13 protein-coding genes and 1 tRNA gene are annotated in these 13389 nt (G+C 69.4%); 11 read left to right on the forward strand and 3 right to left on the reverse strand.

The features are described 5' to 3' along the window. The first annotated feature begins 18 nt into the window (after positions 1 to 18). The 6 genes from lgt to ABZX10_RS11450 all read left to right on the forward strand — a co-directional run bounded on the left by lgt (position 19) and on the right by ABZX10_RS11450 (position 7488). Positions 19 to 1032: a prolipoprotein diacylglyceryl transferase gene (gene lgt / locus ABZX10_RS11425; RefSeq protein WP_355538967.1), complete on the forward strand. Its 1014-nt coding sequence runs from the start codon at positions 19 to 21 to the stop codon at positions 1030 to 1032. Positions 1033 to 1042: 10 nt separating this feature from the next. Further along, positions 1043 to 2464, forward strand: a complete 1422-nt coding sequence (pyk, locus tag ABZX10_RS11430) for a pyruvate kinase (protein ID WP_355539319.1) — start codon at positions 1043 to 1045, stop codon at positions 2462 to 2464. Positions 2465 to 2488: 24 nt separating this feature from the next. After that, positions 2489 to 3379, forward strand: coding sequence for an acyl-CoA thioesterase domain-containing protein (locus ABZX10_RS11435; RefSeq protein WP_355538970.1), 891 nt, complete (start codon positions 2489 to 2491; stop codon positions 3377 to 3379). Beyond that, on the forward strand, positions 3376 to 3936 hold the full coding sequence (locus ABZX10_RS11440; protein ID WP_355538973.1) for a hypothetical protein: 561 nt from the start codon (positions 3376 to 3378) through the stop codon (positions 3934 to 3936). The genes ABZX10_RS11435 and ABZX10_RS11440 overlap by 4 nt, the downstream gene beginning before the upstream one ends. Positions 3937 to 4016: 80 nt before the next feature. After that, positions 4017 to 6755 (forward strand): ATP-binding cassette domain-containing protein, encoded by a 2739-nt coding sequence (locus ABZX10_RS11445; RefSeq protein ID WP_355538976.1) that lies wholly within the window; start codon positions 4017 to 4019, stop codon positions 6753 to 6755. A 4-nt stretch (positions 6756 to 6759) separates the two neighbouring features. Next, positions 6760 to 7488 carry a rhomboid family intramembrane serine protease gene (locus tag ABZX10_RS11450; RefSeq protein ID WP_355538979.1) on the forward strand — a complete coding sequence of 243 codons (729 nt, stop codon included), beginning with the start codon at positions 6760 to 6762 and terminating at the stop codon, positions 7486 to 7488. Here the strand turns inward: ABZX10_RS11450 and ABZX10_RS11455 are convergent, their stop codons facing one another. Continuing rightward, complete coding sequence (locus tag ABZX10_RS11455; protein ID WP_355538982.1) at positions 7489 to 8460, reverse strand: cytochrome c oxidase assembly protein; 972 nt, start codon at positions 8458 to 8460, stop codon at positions 7489 to 7491. A gap of 137 nt (positions 8461 to 8597) precedes the next feature. Here ABZX10_RS11455 and ABZX10_RS11460 point away from each other — a divergent pair, with 137 nt between their 5' ends. Next, on the forward strand, positions 8598 to 8906 hold the full coding sequence (locus tag ABZX10_RS11460) for a hypothetical protein (RefSeq protein ID WP_355538985.1): 309 nt from the start codon (positions 8598 to 8600) through the stop codon (positions 8904 to 8906). Positions 8907 to 9032: 126 nt separating this feature from the next. Beyond that, positions 9033 to 10448, forward strand: coding sequence for an alpha/beta hydrolase-fold protein (locus ABZX10_RS11465; RefSeq protein WP_355539322.1), 1416 nt, complete (start codon positions 9033 to 9035; stop codon positions 10446 to 10448). A gap of 5 nt (positions 10449 to 10453) precedes the next feature. Here ABZX10_RS11465 and ABZX10_RS11470 read toward each other — a convergent pair whose 3' ends face one another. Further along, the gene (locus tag ABZX10_RS11470) at positions 10454 to 11056 is read right to left on the reverse strand and encodes a response regulator (RefSeq protein WP_355538988.1); all 603 of its coding nucleotides are present in this window, start codon (positions 11054 to 11056) and stop codon (positions 10454 to 10456) included. 59 nt (positions 11057 to 11115) lie between these two features. On the opposite strand from ABZX10_RS11470, the gene ABZX10_RS11475 reads away from it, so the two are divergent. The 3 genes from ABZX10_RS11475 to ABZX10_RS11485 all read left to right on the forward strand — a co-directional run bounded on the left by ABZX10_RS11475 (position 11116) and on the right by ABZX10_RS11485 (position 13037). After that, a complete protein-coding gene (locus ABZX10_RS11475) occupies positions 11116 to 12231 on the forward strand; it encodes an alpha/beta hydrolase (protein ID WP_355538991.1) in 1116 nt (371 codons plus the stop codon). 37 nt (positions 12232 to 12268) lie between these two features. Beyond that, positions 12269 to 12345 (forward strand) — tRNA-Leu (locus tag ABZX10_RS11480). A gap of 173 nt (positions 12346 to 12518) precedes the next feature. After that, entirely contained in the window at positions 12519 to 13037 is a 519-nt protein-coding gene (locus ABZX10_RS11485) for a hypothetical protein (RefSeq protein ID WP_355538994.1), read from the forward strand. 112 nt (positions 13038 to 13149) lie between these two features. Here the strand turns inward: ABZX10_RS11485 and ABZX10_RS11490 are convergent, their stop codons facing one another. Continuing rightward, on the reverse strand, positions 13150 to 13383 hold the full coding sequence (locus tag ABZX10_RS11490; RefSeq protein WP_355538997.1) for a hypothetical protein: 234 nt from the start codon (positions 13381 to 13383) through the stop codon (positions 13150 to 13152). Between the last annotated feature and the right edge of the window lie 6 nt (positions 13384 to 13389).

Genomic DNA, 13389 nt, shown 5'->3' on the forward strand with positions numbered 1-13389 from the left:
GTCAGTAGGGTGACGGGCGTGATCCTCGCGAGCATTCCGAGCCCCGCCCAGGGAGTGTGGCACCTCGGGCCCATCCCGATCCGCGCCTACGCCCTGTGCATCATCGTCGGCATCATCGTCGCCTGCTGGTGGGGTGATCGTCGGTGGGTCGCCCGCGGGGGCAGGCCCGGCCAGGTGATCGACGTAGCAGTGTGGGCCGTGCCCTTCGGCCTCGTCGGCGGCCGGCTCTACCACGTGATGACCGACTTCACGACGTACTTCGGCGAGGGTGGGCGCGGCTTCGGCGCGGTGTTCCGGATCTGGGACGGCGGCCTCGGGATCTGGGGCGCCGTCGCGCTCGGCGGCGTCGGCGCGTGGATCGGATGCCGGCAGATGGGCATCAAGCTTGGGCCCTTCGCCGACGCGATCGCGCCCGCGATCATCGTGGCGCAGGCCATCGGCCGCCTCGGTAACTGGTTCAACCAGGAGCTCTACGGCGCGCCGACCACGCTCCCGTGGGGGCTGAAGATCTTCGAACGGGCCAACACCGTCGGCGAGCGCGGCCCCGACGTGCTCGACGGGCACAGCACCGGTGTCGTCCTCGCCACGGTGCAGCCCACGTTCCTCTACGAGCTGGTGTGGAACCTGCTGGTCGCGGGCCTGCTGGTGATCGCCGACCGCCGCTTCCGCATCGGGCACGGCCGTCTCTTCGCGCTGTACGTCGCGGGGTACTGCCTGGGCCGCTTCTTCATCGAGCTCATGCGCGACGATCACGCCACCCACATCCTCGGCGTGCGGATCAACGTGTTCACCGCCGCGCTCGTGTTCGCCGGGGCGCTCGTGTACTTCTTCCTCGCCCCGAAGGGCCGGGAGGCGACGGTGCTCGTGGCCGGCCCGGAGCCGGACCCGGCGGAAAGGGTCACCGACCAGGAAGAACCGTCGGAGACCGCGTCGTTGGACGACGACGGCGATGACGCCGCAGAGGCCAATGTTCGTCAACTGGATACCGGCGGGTTGCCGAGAGACTCCACATTGCGGAATAAAGAGGACTAACGTGGTCGCCGTGACTCGTCGAACCAAGATCGTCTGCACTCTGGGCCCTGCTGTCGGAACCGAGGAGAGGGTGCTTGCTCTCGTGGAGGAGGGTATGGATGTTGCTCGCCTCAATTTCAGTCATGGTGAGCATGCTGATCATGCGGTGAATTACGACCGGGTGCGTGCGGCGTCGAATGCGACGGGGCGTGCTGTGGGGATCCTGGCGGATCTGCAGGGCCCGAAGATCCGTTTGGGGCGGTTCGCGGGTGATGGCCGCACGGTGTGGGAGACGGGTGAGACGGTGCGGATCACGGTCGATGATGTGGTGGGGACGCATGATCGGGTGTCGACGACGTACAAGGAGTTGGCGCAGGACGCCCGTCCGGGGGATCGGTTGTTGGTCGATGACGGCAAGGTCGGCCTGTCGGTGACGTCGGTGGACGGCACCGATGTGGTGTGTGAGGTCACTGAGGGTGGGCCGGTGTCGAACAACAAGGGTGTGTCGTTGCCGGGGATGAACGTGTCGGTGCCGGCGCTCAGTGAGAAGGACATCGAGGATCTGGAGTTCGCGCTGGGGTTGGGGGTGGATTTCATCGCGTTGTCGTTCGTGCGGTCGCCGGCGGATATCGAGCGGGTGCATGCGGTGATGGATCGGGTGGGGCGCCGGATTCCGGTGATCGCGAAGTTGGAGAAGCCGGAGGCGATCGAGAATCTCGAGGCGGTGATTCTGGCGTTCGATGCGGTGATGGTGGCGCGGGGTGATCTGGGTGTGGAGTTGCCGTTGGAGGAGGTGCCGTTGGTGCAGAAGCGGGCGATTCAGATCGCGCGGGAGAACGCCAAGCCGGTGATCGTGGCGACGCAGATGTTGGAGTCGATGATCGAGAACAGCCGTCCGACGCGGGCGGAGGCCTCCGATGTGGCGAATGCGGTGCTCGACGGTGCGGATGCGGTGATGCTTTCGGGTGAGGTGTCGGTGGGTAAGTATCCGATCGAGACGGTTCGGACGATGGCCAAGATCGTGCAGGCCGTCGAGGACGGTGGGCCGTCGGTGCCGCCGCTCAATCATGTGCCGCGGACCAAGCGGGGCATCATTTCCTACGCGGCTCGTGATATCGGTGAGCGGCTCAACGCGAAGGCTTTGGTGGCGTTCACTCAGTCCGGTGACACTGTGCGGCGCTTGGCTCGCTTGCATACCCGGCTGCCGTTGTTGGCGTTCACGCCGTTGCCGGAGGTGCGGAGTCAGCTTGCGCTGTCGTGGGGGACGGAGACTTTCCTGGTCGACGGTGCGGATAGCACCGACGCGATGATCCGGCAGGTGGATCAGTCGCTGGAGGGTATCGGTCGGTACTCGAAGGGTGATCAGGTGGTGATCGTCGCTGGTGCGCCTCCCGGGACCGTCGGCTCGACCAACCTGATCCAGGTGCACCGGATCGGCGAGGACGACCACTAGAACCCGCCCAGTAGGCTTCTCGTCATGACGGAGACACTCACCGACTTCGACGAGTTCCTCGGCACGCTCGACCTCGCGGAGGCGGGGGAGGACCGGTTCCTCGGCTCTCACCCCGCCAAGGTCGCGTCCCGTACCTTCGGGGGCCAGATCCTCTCGCAGGCGATCGTCGCGTCGGGCAACACCGTTCCCGGGTCCCGGGATTCGCTGTTCCTGCACGCCGCGCACACGCACTTCATCAACGGCGGCGAGGTCACCGCGGACCTGGAGTTCGTGGTGCGACGGCTGCGCGACACGCGGAACGTGGCGAACCGCCTCGTCTCGGTCGAGCAGGGCGGCACCGTCCTCGCGCTGATGCAGTTGGCCTACCAGACGGACGGGCGCAATCCGCTCGTCCACGGCGACCCGGCGCCGCAGGTGCCGGGACCCGAGGGCCTGCCGAACATCCAGGACACCCTTGAGGGCTACGAGGACGTCGTCACCATGTTCGTCGAGGCGCCGCAGCCGATGGACATGCGCTTCACCAACGACACCGCGTGGATCGCCAAGGGCAAGGGCCTGATCCAGGAGGACAACAACGTCTGGATCCGCACCGCCGGACCGCTGCCCGACGACCAGGTGATCCACGACGCCGCCCTGGCCTACGCCTCGGACACGACGATCCTCGACTCGATCATCACGCGACACGGCCTGTCCTGGGGGTACGACCGGATCATGGCGGTCACGCTCAACCAGTCGCTGTGGTACCACCGCCGCGTCCGGTTCGATCAGTACAACCTGTACTCCTCGCATTCGACGGTGGCCGACGGCGGGCGCGGGATGTCGAACGGGCAATTCTTCGATGCAGAAGGCATCCTGGTAGCAAGCACCACGCAGGAGGGTGTGCTCAAGTACTTCCCGTCGAAGGGGGCGAAGTGACCAGCCAGGACACGCAGGAGCGGGAGACCACGTCGGCGATACCGTCCGTGCCGGAGGGCACGCCGGGCCGCGACTCGCGTGCGGAGCTCCCGACGCCACTGCCGCCGGGCGCGCAGCAGCCGTGGCGCCGGCACGGCCCGGGCAACCGCACGTGGGTGGTCGTCGTCACCGCGCTCGCCGGGGTCGTCATGGCTGTGGTCGGTGTGTTCGCCGTGGGATTCGGCTTCGCCAACAACGCCTTCGACCGCACCGGCGCCGTCGTACTCTTCCCCACGGAGTACCGCGCCTCCGAGAAGGCGTGCTCGGGCGCCGGTGACGCGGCGGAGGTCAAGAAGGGCGCCAAGGTGGTGTTCCGCACGACCACGACGAGCTTCAACGCCACGCTCGGTTCGGGCGCCCTGCGCGGCGGCCGCTGCGTGTTCCAGTTCACACTGTCCTCGCTCGACGTGGACACGGACGTCAACTACCGGGTCACCGTCGGCGGCGTCGAGGGCACGCCCGTGAGCGGCGCGGAGCTGGCGAACTCGTCCGACCCCGTCGTCGTGTACGTGGGCTAGCTCTGGCCGAGACGACGGAGCGGGCGCCCTCGCGGCACCTCGGCGCCCGCCAGATCACCGAAGCCGCGGCGCTGGCCGACGTGGCCGCGGCCCTGGTCCTCATCTCGCAGGTCTTCCCCCTGGCTGCGGGTGTCGCCTTCGCCGCGGTCCTGCCGTTCGGGGTGATCGGCCTGCGGCACACCCTGCGCACCTGCGCGCTCGCGCTGCTGGTCGGCGTCACGATGGGCTTCCTGCTCGGCGGCACCGCGCCGGTGGTGCTGACGATCGAGACGGGCCTGGTGGGCATGCTGCTCGGCGCGTCCATCCGTCGGGGCTGGTCGACGCGCCGCCTCGTGCTGTACGCGCTGCCGTTGCTGGCGATCCCGTCGTCGGCGCTCGCGGTCGGCCTGTTGGTGATCTTCCCCGGCGTCCGGGAGCTCCTCTTCCGGATCACGGGTTCGACGGTGACCGGCCTCGCCCGGATCCTCGGGAACATCCATCTCGGGAGCCTCGGCCGGGCGCTGGTCGCGATCTGGGACTGGGCGCTGCGCTGGTGGCCGCTGACGGTGCCGCTGCTGCTCGTCGTCGCGGTGCTCGCGGTGGTCGCTCTCGCGCGGGTCGCGTTCGGGGCCCTGCTCTCCCGCGCCGACCGGGTGCTCCCGCGCGCGACCGGGCACCTGTCGGGCGTCCCTGCGGCGGAGGGCCCGATCGGTCCGGTACCCGTCCGGCTGGAGGGCGTGACGGTCCGCTACCGCGACCGGCTGGCGCTCGACGTGCCCGCGCTCACCGTCGAGCCGGGGGAGTACCTGGCCGTGACCGGGCGCAACGGCACGGGCAAGTCGACGCTGACCCGGGTGCTCGCGGGCACGCCACCCACGACGGGCGTCGTGGACCGGCCCGGCGGGCCCGGACTGGGAGAGCCGGGCGGCACCGCGGTGGTCTTCCAGCGCCCTGAATCGCAGGTCCTCGGCGTGCGCGTCGGTGACGACGTGCGGTTCGGCCGCGCCCTCGCGCCCGATGCCGATGTCGACGGGGTGCTGCGCCGCGTCGGGCTGTCGGGGATGGCCGACCGCGAGACCGCGACCCTGTCGGGCGGGCAGCTGCAGCGGCTCGCCGTGGCGGCCGCGCTGGCCCGCGAACCGGCGCTGCTCATCAGCGACGAGTCGACGGCGATGCTCGACGCCGAAGGGCGCGCGTCGGTGGTCGGGGTGATGCGCGACATCGCCGACGCGGGGACGGCGGTCGTGCACGTCACGCACCACGAGGCCGAGGCGGCCGGCGCGGACCGCGAGGTCCGGCTCGGGCCGCCGAGGGCACCGTCGGGCGCGGAATCAGGGCCTGCGGGCCCGACGGTGCCCGCGCGGACTAGCGCCCGCGGCACCGTCGAGCTGCGGGGCGTGACGCTGATCCGTGACGCCGGGACGCCCTGGGACCGCCCCGTGATCAGCGACCTGGACCTCGTCGTTCCCGGTGGCACCGCCCTCGCGATCACCGGCGACAACGGGGCGGGCAAATCGACCCTCGCGTGGATCATCGCGGGCCTGTTGCAGCCCACCTCCGGCTCGATCACGGTCGACGGTGCGCCCGTGGTCAACGGGCGCGGACGCGTCGTCATCGGGGTGCAGCACGCACGCCTGCAGGTCCTGCGCGACACCGTCGGCGAGGACGTGGCCGACGCGTCGGGCGCCGACGGGGCCGGCGTGCGGGCAGCGCTGCGCCTGGTCGGGCTGGACCCCGCCGACTTCGCCGACCGCCGCGCGGACGAACTCTCCGGCGGAGAGCAGCGGCGCGTCGTGCTCGCGGGTCTCCTCGCGTCGAACCCGCAGGTCCTGGTCCTCGACGAGCCGCTGGCCGGCCTCGATGACGAGGCGACGGCGCACATGACCGAGGCGCTGAGCGCGGCGAAGGCGGCCGGCACGACCCTGGTGATCGTCACGCACGACCTCGTGCCCCTGCGCGGCGTCACGGATCGCGTCCACGACGTCGCGGCGTCCGCCGAGGTGCCGCGACCGCGCCGCGCGCGCCCCGGGCGGCCGCAGTTCGGCGACGTGGTGGGCCGGCCCCTGCCCGGCGAGACCCCCGCGCACCGGACGTGGGTGGGTACCAAGCTGGCCGTGCTCGCGGCGATGGGCGTCGTCATGGGCGTTCGCACCGACTGGTGGAACATCGGCGCCTCGGCGCTCGTGTTGCTCGGGTGGTTCCTCCTCGCCGGCGCGCCGTGGCGGGCCTGGCCGCGCCTGCCCCGGCTGTTCTTCGCGTTCGGTTCCGTGAGCCTGTTCCTCACCGCGATGGGCTCCGGCGCGACCACGGGGCACCTCTTCGGGGTCGAGATCAGCCTGTCGGGGGTCGACGTCTTCTTCCGCGCCCTCGCGGCCCTGCTCGTCTCGCTGTTCGCGGCGCTGGTGTTCTGCTGGACCACCCCGCTCGGCGACGTCCCGGGCTTCCTGCAGACCTGCCTGGACCGGCTCGGCGGAATGGGACGGCGCGGCGTGGCCGCGGCGTCGGCGCTCGCGTTGGCGATCCGGCTGGGACCGTTGGCACTGGCGGAGGTCCGCACGATGTGGGGGCTCGCGCGGCAGCGGCGCCCGCTCCGGCCCAGTGGTCGGCCGCGCGGCGTGACCATCGAGACGATGCTCGAGCTGCTCCTACTGGCCACGGTCCAGTCGTGCCGCCGCGCGGGGGAACTCGCCGACGCGATCAGCTCCCGCGGCGGACTCGGGGCGGTCGCGCAGCCCGATCGCGGGCCCACGCGGCTCGACGGTGCCGTCGTGCTCGGCGTCGCGGTGGTCCTCATCACCGGGGTCGTGCTCGGGGAAGTGTTCCCCGGCATGGTGGACTAGCGGCATGACCGCACTCGGATCGACGACCCGTCGTGACTGGCAGCCCGTCCTGACCTACTCGCTGATCGCGGTGAACGTGATCGCCTTCGCGTTCAGCGCGAAGGCCTCGGGCAGCATCGAGCACAACATGTACTCCACCGAGGTGGCCAAGCTGGCGCTGTCGGAGTACGCCACCGCGACCGGTCGCTGGTGGACGGCGGTGACCTCGGGGTTCCTGCATTTCGGGCCTATCCACCTGCTGGTGAACATGTTCACGCTGTACGTCTTCGGCAGGAACATCGAGCAGGCCCTGGGCCGGGCGCGGTTCGGCGCGATCTACGCCCTGTCGTTGCTCGGCGGCAGCGCGGCCGTGCTGTGGTTCGGGCTGGAGAACACCGTCACCGTCGGCGCGTCCGGCGCGATCTTCGGGCTGATCGGGGCCGAGCTGATCCTGTTCCTGCGGATGAAGATGGACCCGACCTCGCTGCTCGTGCTGATCGGCGTGAACGTGGTCGCGTCGTTCACCCTGTCCGGCATCTCGTGGCTGGGCCATGCCGGCGGCTTCGTGGCCGGCGCCGCGGTCACCGCCGGCATCGTCTACGCCCCGGAGCTGCTGCCGCGTGACAAGCGCACCCGGGGGCGGGTGGAGGCCGTCGGCTGGTCGTGCGTCGGAGTGATCGCCGCAGTCCTGGTCGCGGCCATCGCGATCCGGTTCGGCACGTATCCGCGGGCGCAGGTCTACCCGCTGGGCTGATCAGCGCCCGCGGTTCATCTCCCGCAGGCGCGCGTTGTAGGCGGCCAGCGCGGCCTCGTCGTCGTCGACGTCCACGTCGTCGCCGCCCTCGCCCATGAGCTGGCCCCGCCGTGCGGAATCGAGCCACGAGCCCATGCTGCCGCCGCGCTTGCCGGTGGCCTCGGCGGTGATCCACTGGAAGGCGACGACCAGGAGCAGGATCATCATCAGCCCGTCGCCGCCGAACCACATGATGGCGCCGGCGGCGGCCTGGTCCTCGAGCCCGGTGGGGCCCCAGCCCGCGCGCGACGCGGAGTAGCCCGGCGCCAGCTCGCTGGTGGTCATCATCAGCGTCACGCCGACGAGCGTGTCCGGGCCCATGGCCAGGAGGAACGACGCGAACCGCAGCGGATGCGAGAGTTTGGTGGGGCCGCACAGCTCGTTGCCGATCAGCGGGAGCATGAAGACCCAGCCGATGACGAAGTAGCCGGTGTACTCGAGCTGCTTGAGCCACGGGTTCTCCAGCGCGAGGTCCTGGAACCCGGTGAGGTGGGTGCTGATCAGCGCGAACGCGTACAGCGGCAGACCGACGATCGGGCTGGTGATCAGCCGGACCACCCGGTTGCCGAGGAAGGCGCGCACGCGGCGGTTCCCGGTCTCCCCGGTGGCCGTGGCGAGCAGTCGGATCGGCTCTGCGAGCACGAGGAACATCGGGATCACGGTGATCAGGACCAGGTGCACGAGCATGTGCGCCCAGAACAGGTGCTTGGCCAGCTCGGCCATGACGCTGTTGACGGCGAACACGAGCAGCGCCATGGCGGCGAACCATGCCACGACGCGCGTCAGCGGCCACGCGGTGCCGGCGCGTCGGGACCGGACGACGCCGTAGACGTAGAGAACGGAGGCGACGACCATGAGGGTGGTCACGACCGGCGTGAAGACCCAGGTGTGGAGCGCGTCGGGCTGCTGGGTCAGTACAGATGAGGGATGCATCGATGCCCGTTGTACCACCCCTGGCAAACTAATCCAACCGGCGTGTAACAAACCACGGCAGACGGTCGATGTACGCCACGAACGCCCTTAACAGCCTGCCTGGGCACCCGCCCCGGGCTAGAACTCACGGAGTAGAGATGCCGAAGGTCCCCGAGCCCACGCCTCAAGAGGTCCGCGACTTCCTCAGCCCGATCTCGCACTGGTCGCACCTGAAGGCGAACGCGGAGGAGCAGTACCGCAAGACCATCCTCGCCGCGTACGCCGCCCGCATTCCGATCGTCCACATCGCGCGGTACACCGGCACCTCGCCGCAGGCCGTCAAGAAGGTCATCGATCGGCAGAACGACAAGGCATCCGGCGACGCCCCCGCGTTCCCGAACATGCCGCGCACCGGCTACTACCGGGGCCAGCAGCTGCCCCCGTCGCGCCCCGTCCGCGCGGTCTGACCGCCCGACGGTGACTGTGCCCTCCCGCGGGAGGGCGGCGCACCGTCGGACGGGTGATGCCTGACAGCGCGCTGCCGGTCCGTTCACAGCGTTCTCCCGGGAACGCCGGGAATCCTCGGTCGGGTGATGGACCATCGCGACGGAGTATCGCTGCTCACCGGCTGGCTGCCCCTGTCCGTGTTCGTGCTCGCGGCGGTCGCCGCCGCGGTCGTCCTGCTCGGCCGCGGGCGCTGGTTGCGGATCGGGCTCCCGGTCTGCCTCGCGCTGGGGGCACTGGCCGCGTGGGGTGCCGATGCGGAGATGGGTGCGCAGGGCGTCGCGGGGGAGCCCGCGCCGGTCATGCTGTGGGTGTGGCTGGGTCTGACGGTCGCGACCCTGATCGCCGCGATCGTCCGGTTCCGGTCGGGACGATGGCGCGGACGGATCGTCTCCGTGGCGGCGGTGCCGCTGCTCCTGATCGCGGCGCTGCTCGTCGTGAACCAGTGGGTGGGCTACTACCGCACGGTGCAGGTCGCATGGTCGGCCCTGACCGCCGGCCCGTTGCCGAACCAGACCGTCCTCGACGATCTGCCCGGGTTGCGGGACACCGTCCAGAAGCAGGGGCGCGTGGTCCCCGTCGACATCCCGGACGACGCGAGTGGCTTCGCGCACCGCACCGAGTACGTCTACCTCCCGCCGGCGTGGTTCACGGGGAAGACCCCGCCCGCGCTGCCCGCGGTGGAGATGATCGGCGGCGAGTTCAACACCCCCGCCGACTGGATCCGGCTCGGCTCGGCCACGCAGATCGCCGACCAGTTCGCGGCCCAGCACGGCGGCCAGGCGCCGATCCTGGTGTTCGTCGACTCCGGCGGCAGCTTCAACAACGACACCGAGTGCGTCGACGGTCCCCGCGGTGATTCGGCCTCGCACCTGACGAAGGACGTGCGGCCGTACGTGATCTCGACCTTCGGGGCGGCGTCGGACGCGGCCCACTGGGGCGTCATCGGCTGGTCGATGGGTGGGACCTGCGCCGTCGACCTGACGGTGATGCACCCGGAGCTCTTCAGCGCCTTCGGCGACATCGGCGGCGACCTCCGGCCGAACGCCGGGAACCAGGCGCAGACCATCTCCCGCCTGTTCGGCGGTGACGCCTCGAAGTGGGACGCCTACGACCCGCAGAAGGTCATGGCGCAGCACGGCGCCTACCAGGGGGTGGCCGGGATCTTCGTCGACGCGGCCGGGCATCCGCAGCGCCCGGGCGGGCCGGGAGGCAAGCCCCGTCAGGGTGGCGGGCAGCACCCGGGTGGCCAGTGGGGCGGGCAGGGCGGCGGCGGAGGAGCCGGCGGCCGCGGCTACGAGCCCGACCCGTACTCCGCCGGCGCGTCGCAGACCCTGTGCACCGCGATGAAGAAGGTCGACATCGCCTGCACCGTGCAGGCGTCGAGCCACGGGCACACGTGGGATTCCGCGACGCAGGCGCTGACCCCGGTGTTGGCGACGGTGGCGGGGCACCTGACGGGCACGCCGGCCCTGACGGGCACGCCGGCACCGTCGGCGCACTGACGGGCTCAGGGCTGGGTCTTCCCGCCCAGCGTGTCGATCACCAGGTGCGCGACCGTCTTCATATCGGTGCGCCGGTCCATCGCCGTGCGCTGGATCCAGCGGAACGCCTCCGGCTCGGTCACATGGCGCGACTGCATGAGGATGCTCTTCGCGCGGTCCACGAGCTTGCGGGTCTCGAGCTGCTCGGAGAGGGAGGTGACCTCCTTCTCGAGGGCGGCGAGCTCGGCGAAGCGGCTGATGGCGATCTCGATCGCCGGCACCAGGTCGGCCTTGGTGAAGGGCTTGACGAGGTACGCCATCGCGCCCGCCTCGCGGGCCTTCTCCACGAACTCGCGCTGGCCGAAGGCGGTGAGCATGACGACGGGGGCGATCCGCTCCCGGGCGATGTCCTGTGCGGCCTCGAGTCCGTTGAGCACGGGCATCTTCACGTCCATGATCACCAGGTCGGGCCGCAGTTCGCGGGCCTTGTCGAGGGCGACCTGGCCGTTCTCGGCCTCGCCGACCACGTCGTAGCCCTCCTCGCGGAGCATCTCGGTGAGGTCCATGCGGATGATCGCCTCGTCCTCGGCGACGAGCACGCGGTGCGGTGTGGGCGCGGTGTCCTTCATCGGGGGGTACGTTACCGGTCGACGGAAATCGGCCGCGACGTGCGCGGTACCGTAGGACCATGAACGTATTGAGCCTGACTCAATTGCGCGAGCGTGCCGGCACCCTCTGGGCCCTCACGCTCGGCGACGGGATCCGTCCCGTCGCGCGCACCCCGCACGTCGTCGTGGCCGACGGTGCCCACCGCACCCTCCGGCGGTTCGCGTCGGATTCCGAGCGCTCCGCGGCGGCGGTCGCCGGGGCCGCGCCGGTTCTGTTGGTGCCGCCCATCGCCGCGCCCGCGACGTGCTACGACCTCTCGCCCGAGACCTCCGTCGTCGCGCATCTGGCCTCGACGGGGCGCGTGCCCTATGTGGTGGATTTCGGTGAGATGACCTACGCCGATCGGAAGCTCGGCTTCGAGGACTTCGCCCTCGACATCATCCCGCAGGCCATCGCCCGGGCCCTGGACGACTTCTGGGGCGGGGAGGTGCCCGACGGTGCCGGCGTCGACCTGTACGGCTGGAGCCTGGGTGGCACGCTGTCCTTCCTCGCCGCCGGTGCGTCGACGGCCTCGATCCGGTCGATCGTGTCGATCGCCACGCCGCTGAACTACGCCGTGCAGCAGCCCTATCCGCTGGTGACCTCGGTGATGAAGCCCGTCGACGGGTTCGGCCCCGGCGCGCTGATCGCGCTGCTCGGTGGCATCCCCGCGCCGATCGTCCAGGTGGCCTACCGCGCCACCTCGTGGGACCGGGAGCTCAAGAAGCCGAAGTTCGTCCTCGAGAACCTCGGCGAGCCCGAGAAGCTGGCTCGCATGGAGGTCATCGACCGGTTCCAGCGCACCTTCCCGGGGTATCCCGGCAAGCTGGCGACGCAGCTGTGGGAGCGGCTGATCTTCCGCGGTGAGCTCGCTGCCGGTGAGGTTCAGCTGGGGGAGCGCACCATCGACCTGCACTCCATCGACGTGCCCGTCCAGCTCTTCGGTTCGCACCGGGACGCCCTGTGCGCGTGGGACACCGCCCGGCACGGCGTGGACCTGTTCACCGGCTCGCCGCGGGTGGAGTTCGCGACCGTCGAGTCCAGCCACCTCGGCCTCGTCGCCGGCCCCGACGCCGTTCGCGAGACCTGGCCCGTGATCGACGCCTTCCTCGCGTCCGTGGACGCCGGGTCCGAGGCCGCCGACCCCGCCCGGTAAGCTTGAGCGGCCGGCCGTTTCCGACGGTCCGCCGGACGCCCCCGTAGCCCAATTGGCAGAGGCAACGGATTCAAAACCCGTCCAGTGTCAGTTCGAGTCTGACCGGGGGCACCACATCGCCGCAGGTAGGCGGCTTGCCAAGCTGGTTCAGCCGCCTGTTTGCCGCCCTCTTGCTACCCCGGTGCTACCCAACCGGCGTGCGTGGCTCGCCTGGGTGAGTGCGCTCTGGTGCGAGCGCAGTTCTGATCGTGCGATACTGCACGCGGCAGGAAAGGGGGAGCACGTCGGTGGTTTGGAACTGGCTCGAGTGGACCAATGCGGGGCTGTCGATCCCCCTCGCGCTCGGCGGATTTGGATTCGCGTACTGGCAGATCCATAAGACGAAGAAGGCTGCGATTGCGGCGCGTGACGCTGCCAACAATGCCAGCCAGAGCTACCGTTCGCTCGCGACGGCGTCGGTTCTTCCGCAGCTTGTGAATCTCGAGAGCGCCCTCGATGTCGCTGTGGATAACAAGTCGACAGTGCTTCTGCGGCATGTGATTCAAACTTGGAAGTGGCAAGCGGGCGCGTGCCGCCACTTTCTTGAATTGTCCGAGCAAGAGCATGACCAGGCAATGAAAGTAATACAAAGGTCAATTTCCGCAGCAACGGCGCTTAAGCAGGATGCTGCGAAGTTTTCTGGGACAACGGACTGGTCCGATGCAACGGAACGTCTTCGAAAAGCTATTGGCGACGTAACTGCCGAGCTCGGAGCCATCTCGGCGAAGCAATCTCTTGACACGACCAATGGAGGCGGTAATGGATAGTCTCGATCGGCGTCTCACGGCGTTGGTGAGCGGGCTCACTGAGCAGGCTCTCGCGCCGCCCGACCCTTGGACTACCTGGGAAATGACTGGTCCTGATCAGTTTGAACTATCTCTAACGAAGAGTACTATTAAGATCCGAGCCGCCGATAATGATGGAGTTTACCCATTCATTTTCACCATCTTGGATCAGGACGGTCGTATCGTAGAGAATATAGTGGCCGCCAACGGTAATGATGACCAGCACAACTTGTGGGGTCTCTATTCCGCCATCGTTCGGAGTACCCGGGGGATCGACCAGAAACTTACCGAGATAATGGGTGAACTGAAAATTGATGAGAGTAGTCACCTTCCG

It is taken from the genome of Tsukamurella sp. NPDC003166 (genome assembly GCF_040611135.1).
Lineage (GTDB): Bacteria > Actinomycetota > Actinomycetes > Mycobacteriales > Mycobacteriaceae > Tsukamurella.

Bases quoted from the DNA above. Each gene is read 5' to 3' on its own strand.
- ABZX10_RS11435 (WP_355538970.1), top strand. From the start codon at position 2,489: ATGACGGAGACACTCACCGACTTCGACGAGTTCCTCGGCACGCTCGAC.
- ABZX10_RS11450 (WP_355538979.1), top strand. From the start codon at position 6,760: ATGACCGCACTCGGATCGACGACCCGTCGTGACTGGCAGCCCGTCCTG.
- ABZX10_RS11455 (WP_355538982.1), bottom strand. From the start codon at position 8,460: ATGCATCCCTCATCTGTACTGACCCAGCAGCCCGACGCGCTCCACACC.
- ABZX10_RS11460 (WP_355538985.1), top strand. From the start codon at position 8,598: ATGCCGAAGGTCCCCGAGCCCACGCCTCAAGAGGTCCGCGACTTCCTC.
- ABZX10_RS11465 (WP_355539322.1), top strand. From the start codon at position 9,033: ATGGACCATCGCGACGGAGTATCGCTGCTCACCGGCTGGCTGCCCCTG.
- ABZX10_RS11470 (WP_355538988.1), bottom strand. From the start codon at position 11,056: ATGAAGGACACCGCGCCCACACCGCACCGCGTGCTCGTCGCCGAGGAC.
- ABZX10_RS11475 (WP_355538991.1), top strand. From the start codon at position 11,116: ATGAACGTATTGAGCCTGACTCAATTGCGCGAGCGTGCCGGCACCCTC.